Source organism: Enterobacter sp. 18A13, from assembly GCF_007035975.1.
Classification (GTDB): domain Bacteria; phylum Pseudomonadota; class Gammaproteobacteria; order Enterobacterales; family Enterobacteriaceae; genus Enterobacter; species Enterobacter vonholyi.
In genome coordinates this window covers 296295-317612 of sequence record NZ_AP019634.1, presented here as the reverse complement: position 1 = coordinate 317612, position 21318 = coordinate 296295, and the positions used below count along the sequence as shown (strand labels likewise).

Below are 21318 nucleotides of genomic sequence, written 5' to 3'. Positions count from 1 at the left end.
CATCAATACCCCGCCGTCAAATCATCCACCGAACGCGGATCTGATGCGCCAAACAGCGCTCCGTCCGGCCCTACCATAATGCTCTGGGTGCTGCCCATCGCCTCTTTCACCGCCACCTTCTGCCCACGCTGCTCCAGCAGTTTAATGGTGTCCGGGCTAAAGCCCTTCTCGACGCGCAGCTCGTCCGGCAGCCACTGATGATGGAAGCGCGGGGCGTTGGTGGCTTCGGCGACGTTCATCCCAAAGTCGATGCTGTTCACCACCATCTGCAATACTGTGGTGATAATTCGGCTGCCGCCCGGGCTGCCGGTTACCAGCCAGGTTTTGCCCTCTTTCACCACGATTGTGGGCGACATGGACGACAGCGGACGTTTCTTCGGTCCTACCGCATTCGCATCGCCGCCGACCAGCCCGTAGACGTTCGGCACGCCCGGCTTGGCGGAGAAGTCATCCATCTCGTTGTTCAGCAGAATGCCGCTGTTGCCCGCCACAATCCCGGTGCCAAACGTGGTGTTGAGCGTATAGGTCACCGCCACCGCGTTACCGTCTTTATCCACCACCGAGAAGTGGGTGGTCTGGTTGCTTTCATACGGCGCCAGCTTGCCGGGGCGGATCTCGCTCGACGGCTTAGCCTTGTTGATGTCGATCTGATCGGCAATGGATTTGGCGTACGCCTTGTTGGTCAGCGCCTGCCACGGCACCTTCACGAAGTCCGGATCGCCGAGATATTCCGAGCGGTCGGCGTAGGCGCGTTTTTCCGCTTCCGCCATTATTTGCATGGCATCCGCGCTGCCAAAGCCGAACTTGTGCATATCGAAGTTTTCAAGAATGTTGAGGATCTGCACGATGTGAATGCCCCCGGAAGACGGCGGCGGCATGGAGAACACCTCGTAGCCGCGGTAGGTGCCGCTAATCGGCTCGCGCTCCACCGCCCTGTAGTCCGCCAGATCCGCTTTGGTGATGAGCCCGCCGTTCTTCTGCATCTCTTCCGCAATCTGGTCGGCAATCGCCCCTTTGTAGAAGGCGTCCGGACCGTGCTCCGCAATCAGCTCCAGGCTTTTAGCGAGGTTTTTTTGCACCAGCTTATCGCCCTTCTTCAGCGGTTCACCGTCTTTCCAGAAGATGGCCTTGCTGTTTTCGTGATTCGGAATGACTTCGCTACCGTAAGTTTTGAGGTCGTCTGCCAGCGCGTCATTCACCACAAAGCCCTCCCGCGCCAGCTTGATGGCAGGCTGAACCACCTTGTTCAGCGGCATCGTGCCGTATTTTTCCAGCGCCAGCGAGAAGCCCGCAACGGTGCCCGGCGTGCCGGACGCGAGATGCGAGGTCAGGGATTTTTTACTGTCCGGGTTGCCCTGGTCATCGAGGAACATGTCCCGTGACGCCTGAGAAGGCGCCATTTCACGGAAGTCGATGGCGGTGGTTTTCCCGTCTTTGGTGCGCAGCATCATAAAGCCGCCGCCGCCCAGGTTCCCCGCCTGCGGGTGCGTCACCGCCAGCGCATAGCCGACGGCGACCGCCGCATCCACCGCGTTACCGCCCTGCCTGAGAATATCGACACCCACGCGGGTCGCCAGCGCATCCACCGACGCCACCATGCCGTGGGTTGCCCGCACGGGATGAAAGACATCTTCCTCCACGCCGTAAGAGACCGGAGGCGCCGCGGGCGGGTTGGCCGCCACGCTAAATGTACCGCCTGCCATAAGCGCGGCGAGGGCGACCCAGCGCAAAAACGTTGGTTTCATCATTATTGTTCTCCAGGTGAAGGGATCCATATTCCCCGCTTAAGCCTGGTTCACAACTCCTAAAAAATCATCGTCATGGTGAAATCAGGGTAAACTTAAGAGAGACCTCAAAAGGAGGAAATGACAATGAAACGCTTATTGATTCTTACGGCGCTGATCCCCTTTGCCGCGCTCGCACAGCCACTCAACACCATGAATAACCCGAACCAGCAGGGTTACGTCATCCCGAGCCAGCAGCGTATGCAGACCGAGATGATGAACCAGCAACAGCAGCAAAAAGGGATGCTTAACCAGCAGTTGAGAACGCAGACCCAGATGCAGCAGCAGAGCCTGCAAAATCAGATGAACGCCAACACCCAGCGGGTGCAGCAGGGTCAGGTGCGCGAGCAGCCGCTGCCGAACAGAAACGGCGGAATGTTAGGCGGGATGACCTCGTCAGGCAGCGGACAGCAGCATATGCTGCCGCCGCAGTCGAATGGCAGTATGCTTAATCCGCAGAACTAAAGTCCGGGCCGATCAGGTCGATTGCATCGGTACAGATGCTGTCCACGCCCCAGCGCAGCAGTTCGGCTGCACGCTGGGGTTTGTTAACGGTGTAAACCAGAATATGCAGTCCCGCATCTTTCAGCATCTTCACCCGCGCCTCATCCAGCAGCTTGTGATTAAGATGAATAGAGACACACGCTAAGCGCGTCGTCAGCTCGCGCCAGTCTTCGCGCCACTCGTCCAACAATAGCCCGCGCGGCAGCTCCGGCGCGGCAGCCTGCGCCGCCTCCAGCGCGTCAATTTCAAACGAGGAGAGCAGCGGCGCGGTCATCCCTTCCCACAGCTCGCGCGCGGCAAGGGCAATCACTTTGCCCGTCAGCGGCCCGGTGCCGGTGGTCGGTTTGATTTCGATATTGGCCATCATGCCGTGCTGGCGACAGCGATCGGCTACTTCCGTCAGCAGCGGCAGCGGTTCGCCTTTGAATTCGCCGCTGTACCAGCATCCGGCGTCGACTTTCAGCAGATCGCGCCACGGCAGCTCGCCCGCCACGCCCCAGCCGTTGCTGGTGCGTTCGAGGTTATCGTCATGCAGCAGGAAAATTTCGCCGTCTTTCGACAGCTTGGCGTCGAACTCGATCATCGTGTGACCGTAGCGAGCGCCGACGTCAATCGCCGCCAGCGTGTTTTCCGGCGCCAGCTTACCGCCGCCGCGGTGGGCGACGACGTGGGGATAAGGCCAGTTGCTCATACTCGTTGTCCTGTTTCACCGTCAAAAAGGTGCAGATGATTTTCCGGCAGGTGCAGCCACAGCGTGCTGCCTGCTTTAGGGCGCTCCTGATGCGCCAGACGCACCACCATCTTTTGCTCGCCCCAGCGCCCGTGCGCCAGGTTATCTGCACCTAGCATCTCCAGCGTGTCCATCACCAGCGGCACGCCGCCTTCCGCCTGAGAGGTTAAACCGATATGTTCCGGGCGGATACCGAGCGTCATCTTACGCCCGGCGTAGCCACGATAGTACCAGTTGATCGGCAATGCCATCCCGCTTTCCAGCTCAAAGTGCGTGCCCGTGCTGCTGATGCGCCCTTCGAGCAGGTTCATCGCCGGGCTGCCGATAAAGCTCGCCACAAAGCGGGTGGCCGGTTTCTCGTAGACTTCCACGGGGGTACCAATCTGCTCGGCAACGCCTTTGTTCATCACCATCACGCGCTGGGCGAGGGTCATGGCTTCGACCTGATCGTGGGTAACGTACAGCGAGGTGGTTTTCAGACGACGGTGCAATTGCTGCAGCTCAAGACGCATCTGCACGCGCAGCTTGGCATCGAGGTTAGAGAGCGGCTCGTCGAACAGGAATACCGCCGGATCGCGCACGATGGCGCGCCCCATCGCTACGCGCTGGCGCTGGCCGCCTGAGAGCTCGCGCGGGCGGCGCTTGAGCAGGCCGTCCAGCTCCAGAATGCGGGCGGCTTCTTTCACGCGCTCCTCGATATGGCCTTTGCCCATGCCGCGGATTTTCAGCCCCCAGGCCATGTTCTCCTCCACGCTCATGTGCGGGTAGAGAGCGTAGTTCTGGAAGACCATCGCGATACCTCTGTCTTTCGGCTCCATCTCGGTGACGCGCTGGCGGTCAATCCAGATGTCCCCGGACGTCACGCGCTCCAGCCCCGCCACCATGCGCAGCAGGGTGGATTTGCCACAGCCGGACGGGCCGACCATCACGATAAACTCCCCGTCTGCCACGTCGAGCGTGAGCGGCTGAATGACCTGGGTTTTACCGTCCCAGCTTTTGGTAACTGCCTGAAGTTTTAAACCTGCCATCTTATTTCTCGCTATCGACCAGGCCGCGGACAAACGCGCGCTGCATGGCTAAAACAATGACTACGGGTGGGATAAGGGTGAGCAGCATCGCCGCCATCACCTGGTTCCAGAGGGTGGTGCCTTCACCGGTGGCAATCATGCCTTTGATGCCCGCCACGGCGGTGCCGAGGTTGACGTCCTGAATAATCAGCAGCGGCCACAGGTACTGGTTCCAGCCGTAGATAAAGGTGATCACAAACAGCGCCGCAAGGTTGGTTTTCGACAGCGGCAGCACGATGTCGCGGAAGAAGCGCATCGGCGAGGCGCCGTCGATGCGCGCGGCTTCAATCAGCTCGTCCGGCAGGGTCATAAAGAACTGGCGGAACAGGAAGGTGGCGGTTGCCGAGGCCATCAGCGGCAGGGTTAAGCCCGCGTAGCTATCGAGCATCTTCAGGTTGGCGATCACTTCCACCGTCGGGAAGATACGTACCTCTACCGGCAGCATCAGGGTGATGAAAATCATCCAGAAAAACAGGTTACGCAGCGGAAAGCGGAACCAGACGATGGCGAAGGCCGAGAGCATCGACACCGTAATTTTGCCGACCGTAATGCCGAACGCCATGATGAAGCTGTTGAGCATCATCAGCCAGAACGGCGCGCTGTTGGCGCCCACGCCCTGGGTCCAGATGGTCTTCATGTTATCGAAGAGGTGGCCGCCGGGGATCAGCGTCATCGGCGTATCGAACACCGCTTTGGTGTCCAGCGTGGCGGCGACAAAGGCCACGTACAGCGGGAAGAGGATGACGATGATCCCTAAAATCAGCATGGTATGGCTGAAAATCGTCAGCCCGCGACGGTTCTCAATCATTGATAGCGCACCTTACTTTCGACATAGCGGAACTGCACCACCGTGAGGATGATGACGAGGAACATCAGCACAACCGACTGCGCGGCAGAGGCGGAGAGATCCAGCCCGGCGAAGCCTTCGCGATAGATTTTGTAAATCAGCGTGGTGGTCGCCTGCACCGGGCCGCCTGCGGTGGCCGCATCGATTACCGGGAAGGTGTCGAAGAAGGCGTAAACGAGGTTAACCACCAGCAGGAAGAAGCTTACCGGGGCGATCAGCGGCAGCGACAGCCTGAAGAAGCGACGAATCGGCCCTGCGCCGTCAATCGCGGCGGCTTCCACCAGCGAACGCGGAATGGACTGCAGCGCGGCAAAGAAGAACAGGAAGTTATAGCTAATCTGCTTCCACACCGAGGCGAACACCACCAGGAACATGGCCTGGCCGCTGTTCTGGGCGTGGTTCCAGTCGTAGCCGAACTCTGCCAGGAAATGGGTAATCAACCCTCGCCCCGGGTTAAACAGGAAAATCCACAGTACGGCAGCGACGGCGGGCGCCACGGCGTATGGCAGCAGCATCAGGGTCTGATAAATACGACTTCCGCGCACCACGTAGTCCACCAGCGCGGCGAAAAACAGCGAGGCAACAAGGCCGCTGACGGTGACCAGCGCGCTGAACTTCATCGTCGTCCAGAAGGACTCCAGGTAGTAGCTGTCATTGAACAGCGCGGTAAAGTTGTCCAGCCCGACAAACTGGCTGGAAAGCCCAAACGGATCGACGCTTTGTACCGAGTACCACAGCGCTTCGCCCGCAGGCCAGATAAAGAAGATAACGGTGATGACCAGCTGAGGCGCGACCAGCAGGTACGGCAGCCAGCGGGAACGGAACACCGGACGGGATGATGACATAGGTTAGCTCTGTAGGTATTCACCCCTCACCCTAGCCCTCTCCCCAGAAGGGAGAGGGGACTGCACGGAGCCGTCTTTTCTCCCTCGCCCCTTTGGGGAGAGGGCCGGGGTGAGGGGCAGGTTTGAATTACGATTTCGTCGACTGCTCAAAGCGGCGCAGCAGCTGATTCCCGCGCTCTACCGCGGAATCCAGCGCCTGCTGTGGCGTTTTCTTCCCGGTCCAGACGCTTTCCAGCTCTTCATCCACAATGGTGCGGATCTGCGGCATGTTGCCCAGGCGCAGGCCTTTGGTGAACGGCAACGGCGGCTTGTTCAGCATCTGGCGCGTCGCGATGTCCGCCCCTGGGTTCTTGCTGTAGAAGCCCTGCTCGCGGGTCAGGTCATACGCGGCTTTGGTGATCGGCAGGTAGCCGGTCTTCTGGTGCCATTCGGCGGCGTTTTCCGGCTTCGCCAGGAAGTCGAGGAACTCGGCCACGCCTTTATAGGTGCCCTTGTCTTTACCCTGCATCACCCACAGGCTCGCCCCGCCGATGATGGCGTTCTGCGGCGCGCCCTTCACGTCAGCGTCATACGGCATCATGCCCACGCCGTAGTTAAATTTGGCGTAGTGGCGGATATCCGCCAGAGAGCCGGACGAGGCGGTGGTAATGGCGCAGTCGCCGTTGTAGAACTTCTCGGTGGATTCGTCTTTACGCCCGAAGTAGCTGAAGTCGCCCTTCTTGTTCAGATCGGCAAGCAGCGCAATGTGCTTCACCTGCTCCGGCTTGTTGAACTCCAGTACCGCATCGGTGCCGTCGAAGCCGTTGTTTTTGGTCGCAACCGGCAGGCCGTGCCAGGCGCTGAAGTTTTCAATCTGGATCCAGCCCTGCCAGCCGCTGGCGTAGCCGCACTTCATTCCCGCCGCTTTCAGCTTCGCGGTGTATTCGGCCAGGTCCTGCCAGGTTTTTGGCGGCTGCTCCGGGTCTAAACCGGCTTTTTTGAATGCGTCTTTGTTGTAGTACAGCACCGGCGTAGAGCTGTTAAACGGCTGGGACAGCAGATGGCCGGTTTTGGAATCGGTGTAGTAACCCGCTACGGTCGGTACAAACTGGGATTCATCGAAGTTGATACCCGCTTCTTTGAATACTTCATAGACCGGCTTGATGGCTTTGGAGGCCATCATCGTAGCGGTGCCCACTTCATAAACCTGTAACAGTGCAGGCGCGTTGCCTGTACGGAAGGCGGCGATGCCCGCGCTCAGGCTCTGCTCGTAGTTGCCTTTGTACACCGGCACAATTTTGTAATCCGGGTGGGTGTCGTTGAAACGCTGCGCCAGGGAGTCAACTTCTTTACCCAACTCCCCTTCCATGGAATGCCAGAACGGAATGGTCGTCACAGCCATTGCGTTCGTCGCAAAAGCCAGACCCAGTGCCAGACCCAAAGCTGTGTGTCGTAACGATGTCATTGTCATCTCTCTTATTGTGCCGGATGCGCGATATCACGCGTTTTATGCTCGCGAGGTAACATGACATGCTCGAATGACAGAAAAATAACTGTTTGTTTACAGATAAGTGACAGTAAAGGGTCAGGGGGATGATGGTTATGTGAAGGGGGTTGGATGGTTGGGTGCGGTCTGGTGCCCTCACCCCGGCCCTCTCCCACAGGGAGAGGGAGAAAACACTAAAAAAGGCAACTTGCGTTGCCTTTTTGCTTTTACCTATCCGCCCAGATACGCGCTCCGCACCGCTTCGTTCGCCAGCAGCGCGTCGCCGGTGTCTTCCAGCACCACGCGGCCGTTCTCCAGCACGTAGCCACGGTCGGCGAGCTTCAGCGCCTGGTTGGCGTTCTGCTCGACGAGGAAGATGGTCATCCCCTCTTTGCGCAGCTGCTCGATGGTGTCGAATATCTGCTGGATGATGATTGGCGCCAGGCCGAGCGACGGCTCATCCAGCAGCAGCAGGCGTGGCTGGCTCATCAGCGCGCGGCCGATCGCCAGCATCTGCTGCTCACCGCCGGACATGGTGCCCGCACGCTGAATGCGGCGCTCCCACAGGCGCGGGAAGAGTTCGTACACCCACTTGATGCGGGTCTGGTATTCATCGCGGTGGGCGAAGAACCCGCCCATCGCCAGGTTCTCTTCCACCGTCATACGCGAGAACACGCGGCGCCCTTCCGGAACAATCGCCACCGCCTCGCGCATGATTCTGGCGGTCTGCCAGTCGGTAATGTCTTTGCCATCAAACACAATCCGCCCGCTGGTGGCGCGCGGGTCGCCGCACAGGGTGCCGAGCAGCGTGGTTTTGCCCGCGCCGTTGGCGCCAATCAGGGTCACGATTTCACCCTGATTGATATGCAGGCTGACGTCGTGCAGCGCCTGGATCTTGCCATAGTGCGCGTTGACCTTGTCGAACGTTAACATCGCTTTTTCCATCTTATGCCTCACCCAGGTATGCGCGGATCACGTCCGGGTTGTTGCGGATCTCTTCCGGCGTGCCGTTTGCCAGCGGCGTACCCTGGTTAACCACGTAGATACGGTCGGAAATGCCCATTACCAGCTTCATGTCGTGCTCAATCAGCAGAATGGTGGTGTCGTGGTGATCGCGCAGCTCAGCAATCAGCTCGTCCAGCTCTTTGGTCTCTTTCGGGTTGAGGCCCGCCGCCGGTTCGTCGAGCATCAGGATTTCCGGCTGGGTGACCATGCAGCGCACAATCTCCAGACGACGCTGGTCGCCGTAGGCCAGATTGCTCGCCTGGCGGTTAGCGTGCTGCAGCAGGCCAATTCGGTCGAGCCAGGTGGCGGCGCGATCGAGCGCTTCATCCTGGGCGCGGCGGAAGGCCGGGGTTTTCAGCAGACCGGAGAACAGCCCGGTTTTCAGCTGCTGATGCTGCGCAACCAGCAGGTTCTCAATCACCGTCATCTCGCGGAACAGACGCACGTGCTGGAAGGTACGCACCACGCCCATGCGGGCAATCTGCTGGCCCGGCAGCCCTTCAAGGTGCTTGTCGCGCAGCATGATGGTGCCGCCCGTCGGCTTGTAGAAGCCGGTCAGGCAGTTAAAGACCGTGGTTTTCCCCGCGCCGTTCGGGCCAATCAGGGAGACAATCTCTTTCTTGTGCAGATCCAGTGACACATTGTTGACCGCCAGCAGGCCGCCAAAACGCATCATCAGACCGTTAACGGATAATAATGGCTGACTCATGCCTGCTCTCCTTTCGCTTGCCCGTTCTTCAGCTTCAGCTGTGGACGGGTCATCGGCAGCAAGCCCTGCGGACGCCAGATCATCATCAGCACCATCAAACCACCCAGCATTAACATGCTGTATTCGTTAAAGTCGCGCATCAGCTCGCGCGAAACCACCAGCAGGATGGCCGCGAGGATAACGGCGAACTGCGAGCCCATCCCGCCGAGCACCACAATCGCCAGCACAAAAGCGGATTCGGCAAAGGTGAACGATTCCGGGCTGACGAAGCCCTGACGCGCGGCAAACAGCGTCCCGGCGAAACCGGCAAACGCGGCGCTGATGGTGAACGCGGTCAGCTTGATGCGGGTCGGGTTCAGGCCCAGGGAGCGGCAGGCGATCTCATCTTCACGCAGCGCTTCCCACGCGCGGCCCAGCGGCATGCGCAGCAGGCGGTTAATCACGAACAGGGTGATCACCACCAGCAGCAGCGCCACCAGATAGAGCCAGATCACGCGGTCGGACGGGTCATACTTCACGCCGAAGAAGTTACTGAAGGTATCCCAGCCGCCTTCGCGGGCGGTACGGCTGAACTCCAGACCGAAGAAGGTCGGTTTCGGGATCTGGCTGATGCCGTTCGGGCCGCCGGTCACTTCGGTGTTGTTCAGCAGCAGGATACGGACGATTTCACCGAAGCCTAAGGTCACGATCGCCAGGTAGTCACCGCGCAGGCGCAGCACCGGGAAGCCAAGCAGGAAACCGGCTGCGGCGGAGACCAGCCCCGCCAGCGGCAGACAGGTCCAGAAGCCGAGGCCGTAATAGTGGTTCAGCAGCGCGAAGGTGTAGGCGCCGATGGCGTAGAAGCCGCCGTAGCCAAGCACCAGCAGGCCAGATAGCCCCACCACCACATTCAGACCAAGACCAAGAATCACGTAGATCATGGTCAGGGTAGCGATATCTACGGTTCCACGAGAGACCACAAACGGCCACGCCACGGCGGCCACCAGCAGCGCCACGAGGAACAGCTTCTGCTTAACGGTTGACCCGTCGATGGCCGGCAGAACGAATTTCGGCCCGGAGACGTTTTTCAGCGACTTCTGGAACAGCGGACGCAGCAGCTGGAACAGGAACACCACGGCAGTGCCGATAAATACCCACTGCCAGCGGATGTCGGGGGCGGCGTCTACCACCAGCTTCGTCCCGTCCAGACCTAACTGGACGCCCATAAAGACGCCCGCCAGCACGAAGAACATGGCGGCAGAGAGCAGCGCCATTGCAAAATGCATCGGTTTCATACTTTCTCTACCTCCGGACGGCCCAGAATACCGGTAGGCATCACCAGCAGAACCAGAATCAGCAGGGCAAACGACACCACATCTTTATACTCAGTGCTCAGATACGCCGAGGAGAGCGCTTCCGCCACACCCAGGATCAGGCCGCCGATCATCGCCCCCGGAATACTGCCGATACCGCCCAGAACCGCCGCGGTAAACGCTTTCATCCCGGCCATAAAGCCGATGTACGGGTTGATCACGCCGTAGAACTGGCCGAGCAGCACGCCTGCGACGGCCGCCATCGCGGCGCCAATCACGAAGGTCAGGGCAATCACGCGGTCGGTGTTGATGCCGAGCAGGCTCGCCATCTTCAGGTCTTCTGCGCAGGCGCGGCAGGCGCGTCCCATCCGCGAGTAGCGGATGAACAGCGTCAGGGCCAGCATCGCAATAAAGGTCACGACCCAGATAACCAGCTGCATGGTGGTGATTGAGGCCGAGAAGTTTTCACTGGCCCCCACAATCCACTGGCCGTTAAACAGGCTTGGCAGCGCCACGTCGCGCGAGCCTTCGGTCAGGCTGACGTAGTTTTGCAGGAAGATCGACATCCCGATCGCGGAAATCAACGCAATCAGACGCTTGGAGCTGCGCACCGGCCGGTAGGCCACGCGCTCGATGCTCCAGCCGTAGGTGCTGGCAATCACAATCGCGCCAACAAACCCGGCGGCGACCAGCAGCCAGCTGCTGTCGATGCCCATCATCATCAGCGCGGCGATGATCATAAAGGAGACATAGCTACCGATCATGTAGACCTCGCCGTGGGCGAAGTTGATCATGCCGATAATGCCGTAAACCATCGTATAGCCGATGGCGATCAGCGCGTAGGTGCTTCCCAGCGTAACGCCGTTAAACATCTGCTGCAGGAAATAGAGAAACTGCTCGGACATATGCAAACCTTTTTATACCCGCCCGTCAGTCCGGGCGGTGGGATAATTATTTGGCGGCCGAAGATGAACCGTCGGCGTGCCACTTAAAGACACCAAACTCAAATCCCTTCAGATCGCCTTTCTCATCCCAGTTCAGCGGCCCAATCACGGTGTTCGCCCCGTGTGCTTTTAAATCTTTCACCAGATCCAGCGGTTCTTTGCTGCCGGAGCGTTCCAGCGCGGTGGCCAGAGACTGTACGGCGGCGTAGGTGATCCAGACGTACGGACCACTCGGATCTTTCTTCTGCGCCTTGAGCGCATCCACGATAGCCTTGTTGGCCGGATCCTGGTCATAGCGTTTTGGCATCGTCACCAGCATGCCTTCAGCAGAATCCCCGGCGATGTTTGACAGAGAGGCATTGCCCACGCCCTCTGGCCCCATAAACTGGGTCTTCAGACCGGTGGCGCGCGCCTGACGCAGCATCTGGCCCATCTCCGGGTAGTAGCCGCCGTAGTAAACGAAGTCGATATTCTCTTTTTGCAGGCGGGCGATCAGCGCGGAAAAGTCTTTCTCACCGGCGGTAATCCCGTCGAAAAAGACGATGTTTGCGCCGCCTTTTTTCAGGCCGTCCTGAACGGAGCGCGCCAGGCCTTCGCCGTACTGCTGCTTGTCATGAATAATGGCGATACGCTGCGGCTTGACGGTTTCAAGGATGTATTTGGCGGCGGTTGGCCCCTGAGAGGAGTCCAGCCCCGCGGTACGCATGATGTGCTGGTATCCGCGCTGGGTCAGCTCAGGGTTAGTGGCGCCAGGGGTGATCATCAGAATGCCTTCGTCTTCGTAGATGTCAGAAGCGGGCTGGGTGGACGACGAGCACAGGTGGCCGATAACATACTGGATGCCGTCGTTAACGATTTTGTTGGCGACCGCGACGGCCTGTTTCGGATCGCAGGCGTCGTCATATTCTACGCCCACCAGCTTGTCGCCTTTGATGCCGCCCTTAGCGTTGATGTCTTTGATGGCCTGGCGCGCACCGTTGAACTCCATATCACCCCACTGGGCAACAGGGCCGGACATCGCGCCCACTACCGCAACTTTAATGTCCTCCGCCATGGCGGCATGCGAGATCGACAGTGCGACCATCCCCGCGATTAACGTCTTCGCGTTCCTTTTCATCTCTGAATCCCCATTCGTGATGTCGTGTTTATATTTTGTTTTATTATGGTTAAAAAGCATTCTGTACTTTTAATGAACAACGCTATTTTTACCAGTGCCTTTAATGGTTTAGCGCAGGTTTTTGTCAAAAACCAGACTAAAATCTCTATTTTTCAGGCGATTAAGCAAAGATAATATTCTGAAATCAGGCAGAGATAAACAAATAAAAGTGCAGTTTGCAGCATAAAATAACGGTACAAAGCGCCGAATAAATCACTACCACTCAGGTTAAAATTCTGCTTATTTTTCGATCCATGTGTTTTCAAACTGCCCATCGCGTTGCCAAAAAACTAATCACCTGGTTAATGAGAATAAAAAGAGGAAGCCGCTGAGTGAATAAATTGAGTACACTGCCTCTACTCAATTTGATTTGGACAAGTAGCTAATGAAACTGACTATCGTGCGTCTGGTGACCTTTAGCGACCAGGATCATATCGACCTGGGCAAGATCTGGCCGGAATATTCCCCTTCGTCGCTGCGCGTTGATGAGACCCACCGCATTTATGCCGCGCGTTTTAACGAGCGCCTGCTGGCTGCGGTTCGCGTCACCCTGAGCGGTACAGAAGGAGCGCTGGACTCACTGCGCGTTCGTGACGTCACCCGTCGTCGCGGCGTGGGACAGTATTTAATTGAAGAAGTGATCCGCGAAAACCCAAGCGTGACCTCATGGTGGATGGCCGACGTGGGCGTGGAAGACCGCGGCGTGATGGCAGCGTTTATGCAGGCGTTAGGCTTTACGGCGCAGGAGAGCGGGTGGGAGAAGCGCTAAAAGAAAGCCGGGTGGCGGCTGCGCCTTACCCGGCCTACATTCTCCACTGTATTTTCCCAAGCATTTCGTGTTGCAGGAAGGCGGCAAGTTATGAAATCCCCGGGAGCTTACATAAGTAAGTGACCGGGGTTGAATAACGCAGCCAACGCACCTGCGGCGCGAAAGGAGACGGGAAAATTATTTTGCGTCTGTCGCCGTGCCATTGGCATGCCAGTCAAACACGCCGAACTCGAAGCCCTTCAGGTCGCCCTTCTCGTCCCAGGAGAGTGGCCCCATAACGGTCTGAACCGTATTCGCTTTCAGCCAGGTGGCAATTTCAGCCGGATCGGCTGACTGGTTCAGACCTGCCTGCAGAGACTGCAGCGCCGCGTAGGTGGTCCAGACGAACGCGCCGCTTGGATCCTGTTTCTTCGCCTTGATGGCATCTACGATAGGTTTGTTCGCAGGGACCTGGTCGTAGTTCTTCGGTTTGGTCACCAGCAGACCTTCGGCTGATTCACCCGCAATGTTAGACAGAGAAACGTTCGCCACGCCTTCCGGGCCCATAAACTGGGTTTTCAGGCCCGCAGCGCGCGCCTGACGCAGGATCTGGCCCATTTCCGGATGGTAGCCGCCGTAGTATACGAAGTCGATATTCTCTTTCTTCAGACGCGCCACCAGGGTGGAGAAGTCTTTCTCACCGGCGGTGATCCCGTCGAAGAACACCACGTCGGCATTGGCTTTCTTGAGGTTGTCCTGCACTGAACGCGCCAGACCTTCACCGTACTGCTGCTTGTCATGAACGATAGCAATGCGCTTCGGCTTCACTTTTTCAACGATGTATTTCGCCGCGGTTGGGCCCTGGTCTGAGTCCAGGCCGGTGGTGCGCAGGGTCAGCTTGTAGCCACGCGCAGTCAGCTCCGGTGCGGTCGCTGCCGGAGTGATCATCAGAATACCTTCGTCTTCGTAGATGTCAGACGCGGGCTGAGTAGAGGAAGAGCACAGGTGACCGATAACGTATTTGATCCCGTCGTTCACCACTTTGTTCGCGACCGCGACCGCTTGTTTCGGGTCACAGGCATCATCATATTTTACGATCTGCAGTTTTTCGCCTTTGATACCGCCCTTAGCATTAATGTCTGCAACCGCCTGTTCAGCGCCGGTAAATTCCTGGTCGCCGTACTGTGCTACCGGACCGGACATCGCGCCAACCACAGCCACCTTGATGTCTGCCTGTGCCATGGTGCTGAATGCCAACGCGATACATCCTGCCAGTAACGCTTTACCCTTCATGTTCATCCTGAGATTCCCCATTATTATGGTTATTACGATTGTTGTGATGTTGTTGTGCAGCGCTTTATGTCAGTTATAGGTGTGCTGTCCGCGCTTTTTCAGCATACTCTGCTAAAACATACCCGATTTTTATGATTTTGGAATAGCTAATTTGAAATGAATATATGATAAGCCCGGCAGGATTTACCGCCGGGCTTGCGGCTTTAACGTGTCAGCGACGCGGAGATTATATCCAGCGCTTTCCGGAACTGCGCTTCAGGGATAGTCAGCGGATAGAGGAAACGAATGACGTTGCCGTAGACGCCGCAGCTCAGCAGAAGCAGCCCTTGGTTCAACGCACGTTCCTGCACCTGGCGGGTAAATTCCGGAGAAGGCTGGCCCGTTTGCGGGTCGTTAAACTCTACCGCCACCATCGAGCCCTGCCCGCGAATGTCAGCGATATACGGGCAGTGTTCCTTGGCTTTGTTGAGCACTTCCACCAGGTGATGGCCGAGATGCGCCGAGCGCGTGCAGAGATCTTCCTCGTCAATCACGTCCAGCACCGCGTGCGCTGCGGCAATCGCCAGCGGATTACCCGCGTAGGTGCCGCCCAGCCCGCCCGGCGCAGGCGCGTCCATCACGTCGGCACGGCCCGATACCGCCGAGAGCGGCATCCCGCCCGCCAGGCTTTTTGCCATGGTGATCAGGTCCGGCTTCACGCAGTGGTGTTCCATCGAGAAAAGCTTGCCGGTGCGGGCGAAGCCGCTTTGCACCTCGTCGGCAATCAGCAAAATACCGTGGGTATCGCACAGGGCGCGAAGAGCCTGCATAAAATCAGCAGGCGCAATGTTGAAGCCGCCCTCCCCCTGAACCGGTTCGAGAATAATCGCCGCGACCTGGTCAGGAGCAATATCCGCTTTAAAGATACGTTCCAGGCTTTTTAACGCCTCAGCGGTGCTGACGCCGTGTAGGTCATTCGGATACTGCGCGTGGTAAACCGAGCCGGGGAAGGGTCCGAAGCCGATCTTGTACGGCGCAACTTTGCCGGTCAGCGCCATAGTCATAAAGGTGCGGCCGTGGAACGCGCCGCCGAAGGTGATAAGGCCAGGACGTTTGGTATAGGCGCGCGCAATTTTGACCGCGTTTTCGACCGCCTCAGCCCCCGTGGAGAAGAACGCCGTTTTGGCAGGACCTTCTACGGGCACGCGTGCGTTGATACGCTCGGCAAGCGCCACGTAGCCTTCGTACGGCACAATCTGGTAGGCCGTGTGGGTAAACGCGTGAAGTTGTTTTTCGATGGCGGAAATGACTTTGGGATGCCGATGGCCGGTATTCAGCACCGCGATCCCGGCGGCGAAGTCGATATACTCATTGCCTTCCACGTCCCACACCGTGGCGTTTTCGGCTTTACCGGCATAGAAGTTACACATCACGCCGATGCCGCGCGGCGTCGCCTGTAAACGCCGGTCGTTCAGTTCGTTGTTTTTCACCCTGTCCCCCTGAGAAAGTCGCCTGCTTAGCGCATCAGTAAGTGTTTGCCAGGGGGAGGGAATTCGCCAGAGCGGGCGCTAAAAAAACAAAACCCCCAGACTCTCATCCAGGGGTTCTCGGTGTACTTCGCAGAAATTACGCTTCGATAGCGGCGCGAAGTTTTTTCATGGCGTTCTTTTCAAGCTGACGCACACGTTCTGCAGAGACGCCGTAGCGGTCGGCCAGCTCCTGCAGCGTGGACTTGTTGTCTTCGTCCAGCCAGCGGGCGCGGATAATATCCTGGCTACGTTCGTCGAGGCCTTCCATCGCATGGGTCAGCTTGTTCGCGGCCTGATCTTCCCAGTTGTCCTCTTCGATGCCGTCAGCAAAGTTAGAGGTTTTATCCTGCAGATACAGAACCGGTGCCATCGGCTGGCTGTCGGATGCGTCGTCGTCGGAGGACATATCAAAGGTCATGTCCTGCGCGGCCATACGGGATTCCATCTCACGCACGTCTTTGCTGGTTACGCCCAGCTCGCGCGCCACCATTTCCACTTCATCCTGGTTGAACCAGCCCAGACGCTGCTTGGTTTTACGCAGGTTAAAGAACAGTTTGCGTTGCGCTTTTGTCGTGGCGACTTTCACGATACGCCAGTTGCGCAGCACGTATTCATGAATTTCTGCCTTGATCCAGTGTACGGCGAAGGAGACGAGTCGCACACCCACTTCCGGGTTGAAGCGACGCACAGCCTTCATCAGGCCGATGTTACCTTCCTGAATCAAGTCCGCCTGCGGCAGGCCATAGCCCGCATAATTACGAGCAATGTGAACAACAAAGCGCAGGTGAGACAGGATCAGCTTTTTCGCTGCTTCCAGATCGCCCTGGTAATGCAGCTTTTCAGCAAGCTCCTTTTCTTCCTCGGCCGTTAACATCGGCCAGGTGTTCGCAGCCCGGATATAAGATTCCAGGTTACCAACAGGGGCTAAAGCTAAAGTTTGCATTTCTTTGGTCATTCATTCCTCTCAGTATTTCTTCTGGTCCAGGCTGTCCCCGTCAGGCAACAACCATGCCAAAGCGTTTGAGCAACGAGATTAGCATTCACTCTTTTATCAGACAGTGATTTTATCCACAAGTTCCAGGTGCAACGGTGAATAAATTACGCACAAAATGTGACATGGAGATGATAACAGGGGAAGAGACAACAGGGACGCTTTCCCTGCAGAGCGAACATCTCGGTGCAGGGAAAGATTATATCACGCTTTTATTAGTCGGGAGTAAAGTGACGTAAATGTTGAACGGTTGCCAGCCACGCTGCCACCCACCCAATCATCGAACACACCAGCAGCAGTAACAGGCACTCATCGAACCCTAAGCCACTGATATCAAACTTCGTTCCGAAAACCTGCGCCACTTCAGTCACGGCAGACGAAAGCCGCATCACCAAAATTTCTGACAATATCAGTGAAAGAAATGCGCCGGAAAAACCGAGCAGTGCGCCACCGTAAAGGAACGGTCGGAGGATGAAGCCATCCGTCGCACCAATCAGTTTCTGCACGTTGATGGTATCGCGACGGGCAAAGATGCTCAGGCGCACGCTGTTGCCGATGACGAGGAAGACCGCCGCCACCATCAACACGCCAATCATCGCCGCGACGCGGCCTACCAGCCCGGTGAGAGCAGAAAGGCGCGCAAACCAGCTGTCATCCATGCGCACTTCATCAATGCCCTTAATGCGCGTGATGCGATCGCGCAGGGTGTTAAGCGAATCGGTCCCCTGGAAATCCAGCTTAGGGATCACCACCGCCACGGCGGGCAGCGGGTTCTCTTCGAGCATATCCAGCGCGCCGCCAAATCCAGACCAGTTACGAAACTCGCCCAGCGCGTCTTCACGTGAGAGATAGTTGACCTTCTCTACGCCCTGCTCGGCCTGAATTTGCCCAACCACCTGGGCCGCCGCGTTATCGTCGAGCGCTTTATCCAGATAGACCGTGATCTGCGGGGACGGATAATACTGGGAGGCCGCCTGGTTGACGTTTTTATAGACCATATAGCAGACGCTTGGAAGCGTGAGGGAGATGGCGATCACCATCACCGTCAGGAACGTCGCCAGCGGTTTGCTTTTCAGGTCCTGCAGCGCGCCGTGGAACGCGTAGCGCACCTGCTCGTTAAACACGTTGGTTTTACGGGAGGCCGGTTTTGGCGCGGCCTTCTGGCGCTTCGGCGCATTACGATTGCCGTCACCCCCGCCCTGCGGCTTACGGAAACGGTCAAACCGGTTCCCGAACTGCCGAATCTGGTTTATTGCATCACGCTTATTCACCGTGGCCTCCGTGCAAATGACCGTCGCTCAGGGTCAGCATGCGGTACGAACGACGGGAAATCAGCCCGATGTCGTGCGTTGCCATCAATACGGTAACCCCTACGCGGTTAAATTCCTCAAACAGACGCAAAATCCCTTCTGACAGAGCATCGTCCAGGTTACCGGTCGGTTCATCCGCCAGCAGCACCGCAGGCTTGTTCACCACCGCGCGGGCGATACCCACGCGCTGCTGTTCACCGCCGGAGAGCTGGATCGGGAAGTTCTTCGCTTTGTCCAGTAGCCCGACCTTATCCAGCGCCGCAGAGACGCGGCGGCGGATATCGTCATAGCTGGCGCCGGCAATAATCAGCGGAATGGCCACGTTATCGAAAACGGTGCGATCCATCAGCAGGTGGTGATCCTGGAAAATCATGCCGATCTGGCGACGCAGGAACGGCACCTCACGGTTTTTCAGGCGGCTGATCTCATGGCCGCTGAAAAAGATCTTCCCGGCGCTTGGCCGCTCGATCCCACAGATAAGCTTGAGCAGGGTACTTTTCCCCGCGCCGGAATGGCCGGTCAGGAATGCCATCTCGCCCGGCTGCAGGTGGAATGTGACCCCCTGCAGCGCTTGTCTCCCACCGAGATAGGCCTTGCTGACGTGTTCAAAGCGAATCATTGTTAGTCCTCTCGGGCAAATAATGCCTCAATAAAGTCGTCCGCCTTAAACGGACGTAAATCCTCAATACGCTCGCCCACACCGATGTAACGGATAGGAATGCCGAACTGGTCAGCCACGGAGAAAATCACCCCGCCTTTCGCGGTGCCGTCCAGTTTGGTCAGCGTGATCCCCGTCAGTCCTACCGCTTCATGGAACAGTTTTGCCTGGCTGATGGCGTTCTGTCCGGTGCTGGCATCAATGGTCAGCATAATTTCATGCGGTGCGTCTTCGTCCAGCTTCTTCATGACGCGAACGATTTTCTTCAATTCTTCCATCAGGTGCGATTTGTTCTGCAAACGCCCTGCGGTATCGGCAATCAGCACGTCCACGTTGCGCGCCTTCGCCGCCTGGATGGCGTCAAAGATCACGGACGCGGAATCCGCGCCGGTATGCTGGGCAATCACCGGAATGTTGTTGCGCTGGCCCCACACCTGCAGCTGCTCAACCGCCGCTGCACGGAAGGTATCGCCCGCCGCCAGCATCACCGATTTGCCCTGCTGCTCGAACTGGCGCGCCAGCTTGCCGATGGTGGTAGTTTTACCCACGCCGTTCACGCCGACCATCAGAATAACAAATGGCGTTTTGCCTTCAATATTAAGCGGTTCATCAACTTTTGCGAGAATTTCACCCATCTCGTCTTTCAGCAGACCGTACAGCGCTTCGGCGTCGCGCAGCTGTTTGCGGCTCGCCCCTTCGGTCAGATTGGCGATGATCTTACGGGTAGTTTCTACCCCAACGTCAGCAATCAGCAGTTGTTCTTCCAGCTCTTCAAACAGATCGTCGTCGATCTTCTTGCCGCGGAACAGACTGATAAATCCGGAACCTAAGTTTTCTTTGGTTTTAAGCAGGCTGCGCTTCAGGCGCGCGAAGAAACCTTCTTTGGTCGGTTTTTCCTGCTCCTGAACGATCTCGTCTTCGGCCTGCTCTTCTACCGGCACAACGATGACCGCTTCTTCAGCTGCCTCCGCCGCCAGCGCCTGGGCTTCCAGCTCGTCGTCGGTCAGCTCCGGCTCGAGCGCCGCTTCTTCTTCCACCGCCTCAACGATTTCAACGGTTTCCGCTTCGGCCTGCCACTCTTCGGCAGACACCGCTTCGTCTTTGACCTCTTCCGGCAGCGGCAGCTCTTCATGCTCGATAACGGCCTGTGGCGCTTCGGTAACGGCTTCGACGATAATCGGTTCTGGCTTCTCGTTCTCCTGAACCTGTTCAGTGACTTCAATCACCTCTTGTGCAAAGGATTCAATTTCTTCTTTGCTGGGCGCCGTTTCTTCCGCTTCGACAACCGCGGCGGTTTCTACAGGCGTTTCAGGCTGCGACTGCTCTTCAACGGCTTGTTGCTCTTCGGTTTTCTGTTCTGTTTCTTGCTCTTTTTCACCGAAGCCCAGCCAGGAAAAGAAGCCACGTTTTTTTTGTTTTGCCATCTGCGACTACACTCCTCGCGGCGCTATATACATGGAAGCTAAAAAAATGATGAAATAGTCTAACACTTTACTTAATTGACATCACCGCCCGCAATCGCAGGCCAATTGTTAACAGAGCTTTCCTGAGATGAAGAAACCCAACCGCGCCCCGGCCGGTCAAATTCGTATTATCGGCGGTCAGTGGCGAGGCCGGAAATTACCGGTGCCGGACAGCCCCGGTTTACGCCCAACTACCGACCGCGTGCGCGAGACGCTGTTTAACTGGCTGGCTCCGTCTATGGTAGACGCCCACTGTCTGGACTGCTTCGCCGGAAGCGGCGCCCTCGGGCTGGAAGCGCTGTCGCGCTATGCCGCCAGCGCCACGCTGCTGGAGATGGAGCGCGGCGTTGCGCAGACGCTGCAGCAAAATCTGGCGACGCTGAAGGCGAGCAACGCCAAAGTGGTGAACACCAACACGCTGAGCTTCCTCGCGCAAAAGGGCACGCCGCATAACGTGGTGTTTGTCGACCCGCCGTTCCGCAAGGGGCTGCTGGAGGAGACGTTATCCCTGCTGGAGCAAAACGGCTGGCTGGCGAATGACGCGCTAATTTATGTTGAAAGCGAAGTGGAAAACGGTTTACCGCCGGTTCCCGCCCACTGGGATCTGCACCGTGAAAAAGTGGCAGGTCAGGTTGCTTATCGTCTTTATCACCGTCAGGCACAAGGAGGATCCGATGCCGGTACTGATTAACCTGGGACGCTTGCTGATGCTGGGCGTCTGGGCGTTCTTGATTCTGAATCTGGTGCACCCGTTCCCGCGCCCGATGAACATTTTCGTTAACGTGGCGCTGATTTTCACGTCGTTTATGCACGCCCTGCAGATGGTGATGCTGAAAAACGGCCTGCCGAAAGACGGCCCGCAGATGACGGGCTGGCAGCAGCTGCGCGTCTTTATTTTCGGCGTGTTTGAACTGCTGGTGTGGATGAAGGAGTTTAAGGCGCAGGTGAAGAAGTAAGGTGCGGCCTGATGCCCTCACCCTAACCCTCTCCCACAGGGAG

General features: G+C 57.7%; 21 protein-coding genes. 4 read left to right on the top strand and 17 right to left on the bottom strand.

All coding sequences use genetic code 11. From position 1 onward, the window contains the following. Positions 1–2: 2 nt before the first annotated feature. Complete coding sequence (gene ggt / locus FOY93_RS01475; protein ID WP_172621899.1) at positions 3–1748, bottom strand: gamma-glutamyltransferase; 1746 nt, start codon at positions 1746–1748, stop codon at positions 3–5. A 123-nt stretch (positions 1749–1871) separates the two neighbouring features. Here ggt and FOY93_RS01470 point away from each other — a divergent pair, with 123 nt between their 5' ends. Next, positions 1872–2249 (top strand): DUF2756 family protein, encoded by a 378-nt coding sequence (locus FOY93_RS01470; protein WP_136196003.1) that lies wholly within the window; start codon positions 1872–1874, stop codon positions 2247–2249. Here FOY93_RS01470 and ugpQ read toward each other — a convergent pair. The 10 genes from ugpQ to livK form a co-directional block, all read right to left on the bottom strand. Continuing rightward, positions 2233–2979, bottom strand: a complete 747-nt coding sequence (gene ugpQ / locus FOY93_RS01465) for a glycerophosphodiester phosphodiesterase (protein WP_143344530.1) — start codon at positions 2977–2979, stop codon at positions 2233–2235. The two genes, FOY93_RS01470 and ugpQ, sit on opposite strands and share 17 nt — an antisense overlap. Further along, complete coding sequence (locus FOY93_RS01460) at positions 2976–4046, bottom strand: sn-glycerol-3-phosphate import ATP-binding protein UgpC (RefSeq protein WP_008503354.1); 1071 nt, start codon at positions 4044–4046, stop codon at positions 2976–2978. The genes ugpQ and FOY93_RS01460 overlap by 4 nt, the downstream gene beginning before the upstream one ends. Before the next feature lies 1 nt (position 4047). After that, positions 4048–4893, bottom strand: a complete 846-nt coding sequence (gene ugpE, locus FOY93_RS01455; RefSeq protein WP_143344529.1) for a sn-glycerol-3-phosphate ABC transporter permease UgpE — start codon at positions 4891–4893, stop codon at positions 4048–4050. Beyond that, positions 4890–5777 carry a sn-glycerol-3-phosphate ABC transporter permease UgpA gene (ugpA, locus tag FOY93_RS01450; protein ID WP_133293578.1) on the bottom strand — a complete coding sequence of 296 codons (888 nt, stop codon included), beginning with the start codon at positions 5775–5777 and terminating at the stop codon, positions 4890–4892. The genes ugpE and ugpA overlap by 4 nt, the downstream gene beginning before the upstream one ends. Before the next feature lie 127 nt (positions 5778–5904). After that, entirely contained in the window at positions 5905–7221 is a 1317-nt protein-coding gene (ugpB, locus tag FOY93_RS01445; protein ID WP_023310025.1) for a sn-glycerol-3-phosphate ABC transporter substrate-binding protein UgpB, read from the bottom strand. A 252-nt stretch (positions 7222–7473) separates the two neighbouring features. Then, entirely contained in the window at positions 7474–8187 is a 714-nt protein-coding gene (gene livF, locus FOY93_RS01440) for a high-affinity branched-chain amino acid ABC transporter ATP-binding protein LivF (protein WP_008500102.1), read from the bottom strand. A 1-nt stretch (position 8188) separates the two neighbouring features. After that, positions 8189–8956, bottom strand: a complete 768-nt coding sequence (livG, locus tag FOY93_RS01435; RefSeq protein WP_024906698.1) for a high-affinity branched-chain amino acid ABC transporter ATP-binding protein LivG — start codon at positions 8954–8956, stop codon at positions 8189–8191. Next, positions 8953–10230, bottom strand: coding sequence for a branched chain amino acid ABC transporter permease LivM (gene livM, locus FOY93_RS01430; RefSeq protein ID WP_048226437.1), 1278 nt, complete (start codon positions 10228–10230; stop codon positions 8953–8955). The genes livG and livM overlap by 4 nt, the downstream gene beginning before the upstream one ends. Further along, a complete protein-coding gene (gene livH, locus FOY93_RS01425) occupies positions 10227–11153 on the bottom strand; it encodes a high-affinity branched-chain amino acid ABC transporter permease LivH (protein ID WP_133293577.1) in 927 nt (308 codons plus the stop codon). Before livH ends, livM begins: the two co-directional genes overlap by 4 nt. A 46-nt stretch (positions 11154–11199) precedes the next feature. Further along, entirely contained in the window at positions 11200–12309 is a 1110-nt protein-coding gene (gene livK / locus FOY93_RS01420) for a high-affinity branched-chain amino acid ABC transporter substrate-binding protein LivK (RefSeq protein WP_047653117.1), read from the bottom strand. A gap of 424 nt (positions 12310–12733) precedes the next feature. Here livK and panM point away from each other — a divergent pair, with 424 nt between their 5' ends. Next, positions 12734–13117, top strand: coding sequence for an aspartate 1-decarboxylase autocleavage activator PanM (gene panM / locus FOY93_RS01410; protein ID WP_023334145.1), 384 nt, complete (start codon positions 12734–12736; stop codon positions 13115–13117). Positions 13118–13294: 177 nt separating this feature from the next. On the opposite strand, the gene livJ is transcribed toward panM, so the two are convergent. The 6 genes from livJ to ftsY all read right to left on the bottom strand — a co-directional run bounded on the left by livJ (position 13295) and on the right by ftsY (position 20280). Continuing rightward, a complete protein-coding gene (gene livJ / locus FOY93_RS01405; protein ID WP_143344528.1) occupies positions 13295–14395 on the bottom strand; it encodes a branched chain amino acid ABC transporter substrate-binding protein LivJ in 1101 nt (366 codons plus the stop codon). Positions 14396–14592: 197 nt separating this feature from the next. Beyond that, positions 14593–15858 carry a 4-aminobutyrate--2-oxoglutarate transaminase gene (locus FOY93_RS01400; protein WP_143344527.1) on the bottom strand — a complete coding sequence of 422 codons (1266 nt, stop codon included), beginning with the start codon at positions 15856–15858 and terminating at the stop codon, positions 14593–14595. Positions 15859–15994: 136 nt separating this feature from the next. Then, a complete protein-coding gene (gene rpoH / locus FOY93_RS01395) occupies positions 15995–16852 on the bottom strand; it encodes an RNA polymerase sigma factor RpoH (RefSeq protein ID WP_115876938.1) in 858 nt (285 codons plus the stop codon). A gap of 251 nt (positions 16853–17103) precedes the next feature. Further along, positions 17104–18159: a permease-like cell division protein FtsX gene (ftsX, locus tag FOY93_RS01390; protein ID WP_045909157.1), complete on the bottom strand. Its 1056-nt coding sequence runs from the start codon at positions 18157–18159 to the stop codon at positions 17104–17106. Beyond that, complete coding sequence (ftsE, locus tag FOY93_RS01385; RefSeq protein ID WP_045402529.1) at positions 18152–18817, bottom strand: cell division ATP-binding protein FtsE; 666 nt, start codon at positions 18815–18817, stop codon at positions 18152–18154. Before ftsE ends, ftsX begins: the two co-directional genes overlap by 8 nt. Positions 18818–18819: 2 nt before the next feature. Then, positions 18820–20280: a signal recognition particle-docking protein FtsY gene (ftsY, locus tag FOY93_RS01380; protein WP_143344526.1), complete on the bottom strand. Its 1461-nt coding sequence runs from the start codon at positions 20278–20280 to the stop codon at positions 18820–18822. A 127-nt stretch (positions 20281–20407) separates the two neighbouring features. Between ftsY and rsmD the strand changes: the two genes are divergently transcribed. After that, entirely contained in the window at positions 20408–21010 is a 603-nt protein-coding gene (gene rsmD, locus FOY93_RS01375) for a 16S rRNA (guanine(966)-N(2))-methyltransferase (RefSeq protein WP_143344525.1), read from the top strand. Continuing rightward, entirely contained in the window at positions 20994–21275 is a 282-nt protein-coding gene (locus tag FOY93_RS01370; RefSeq protein WP_143344524.1) for a DUF1145 family protein, read from the top strand. The genes rsmD and FOY93_RS01370 overlap by 17 nt, the downstream gene beginning before the upstream one ends. Positions 21276–21318: the final 43 nt, after the last annotated feature.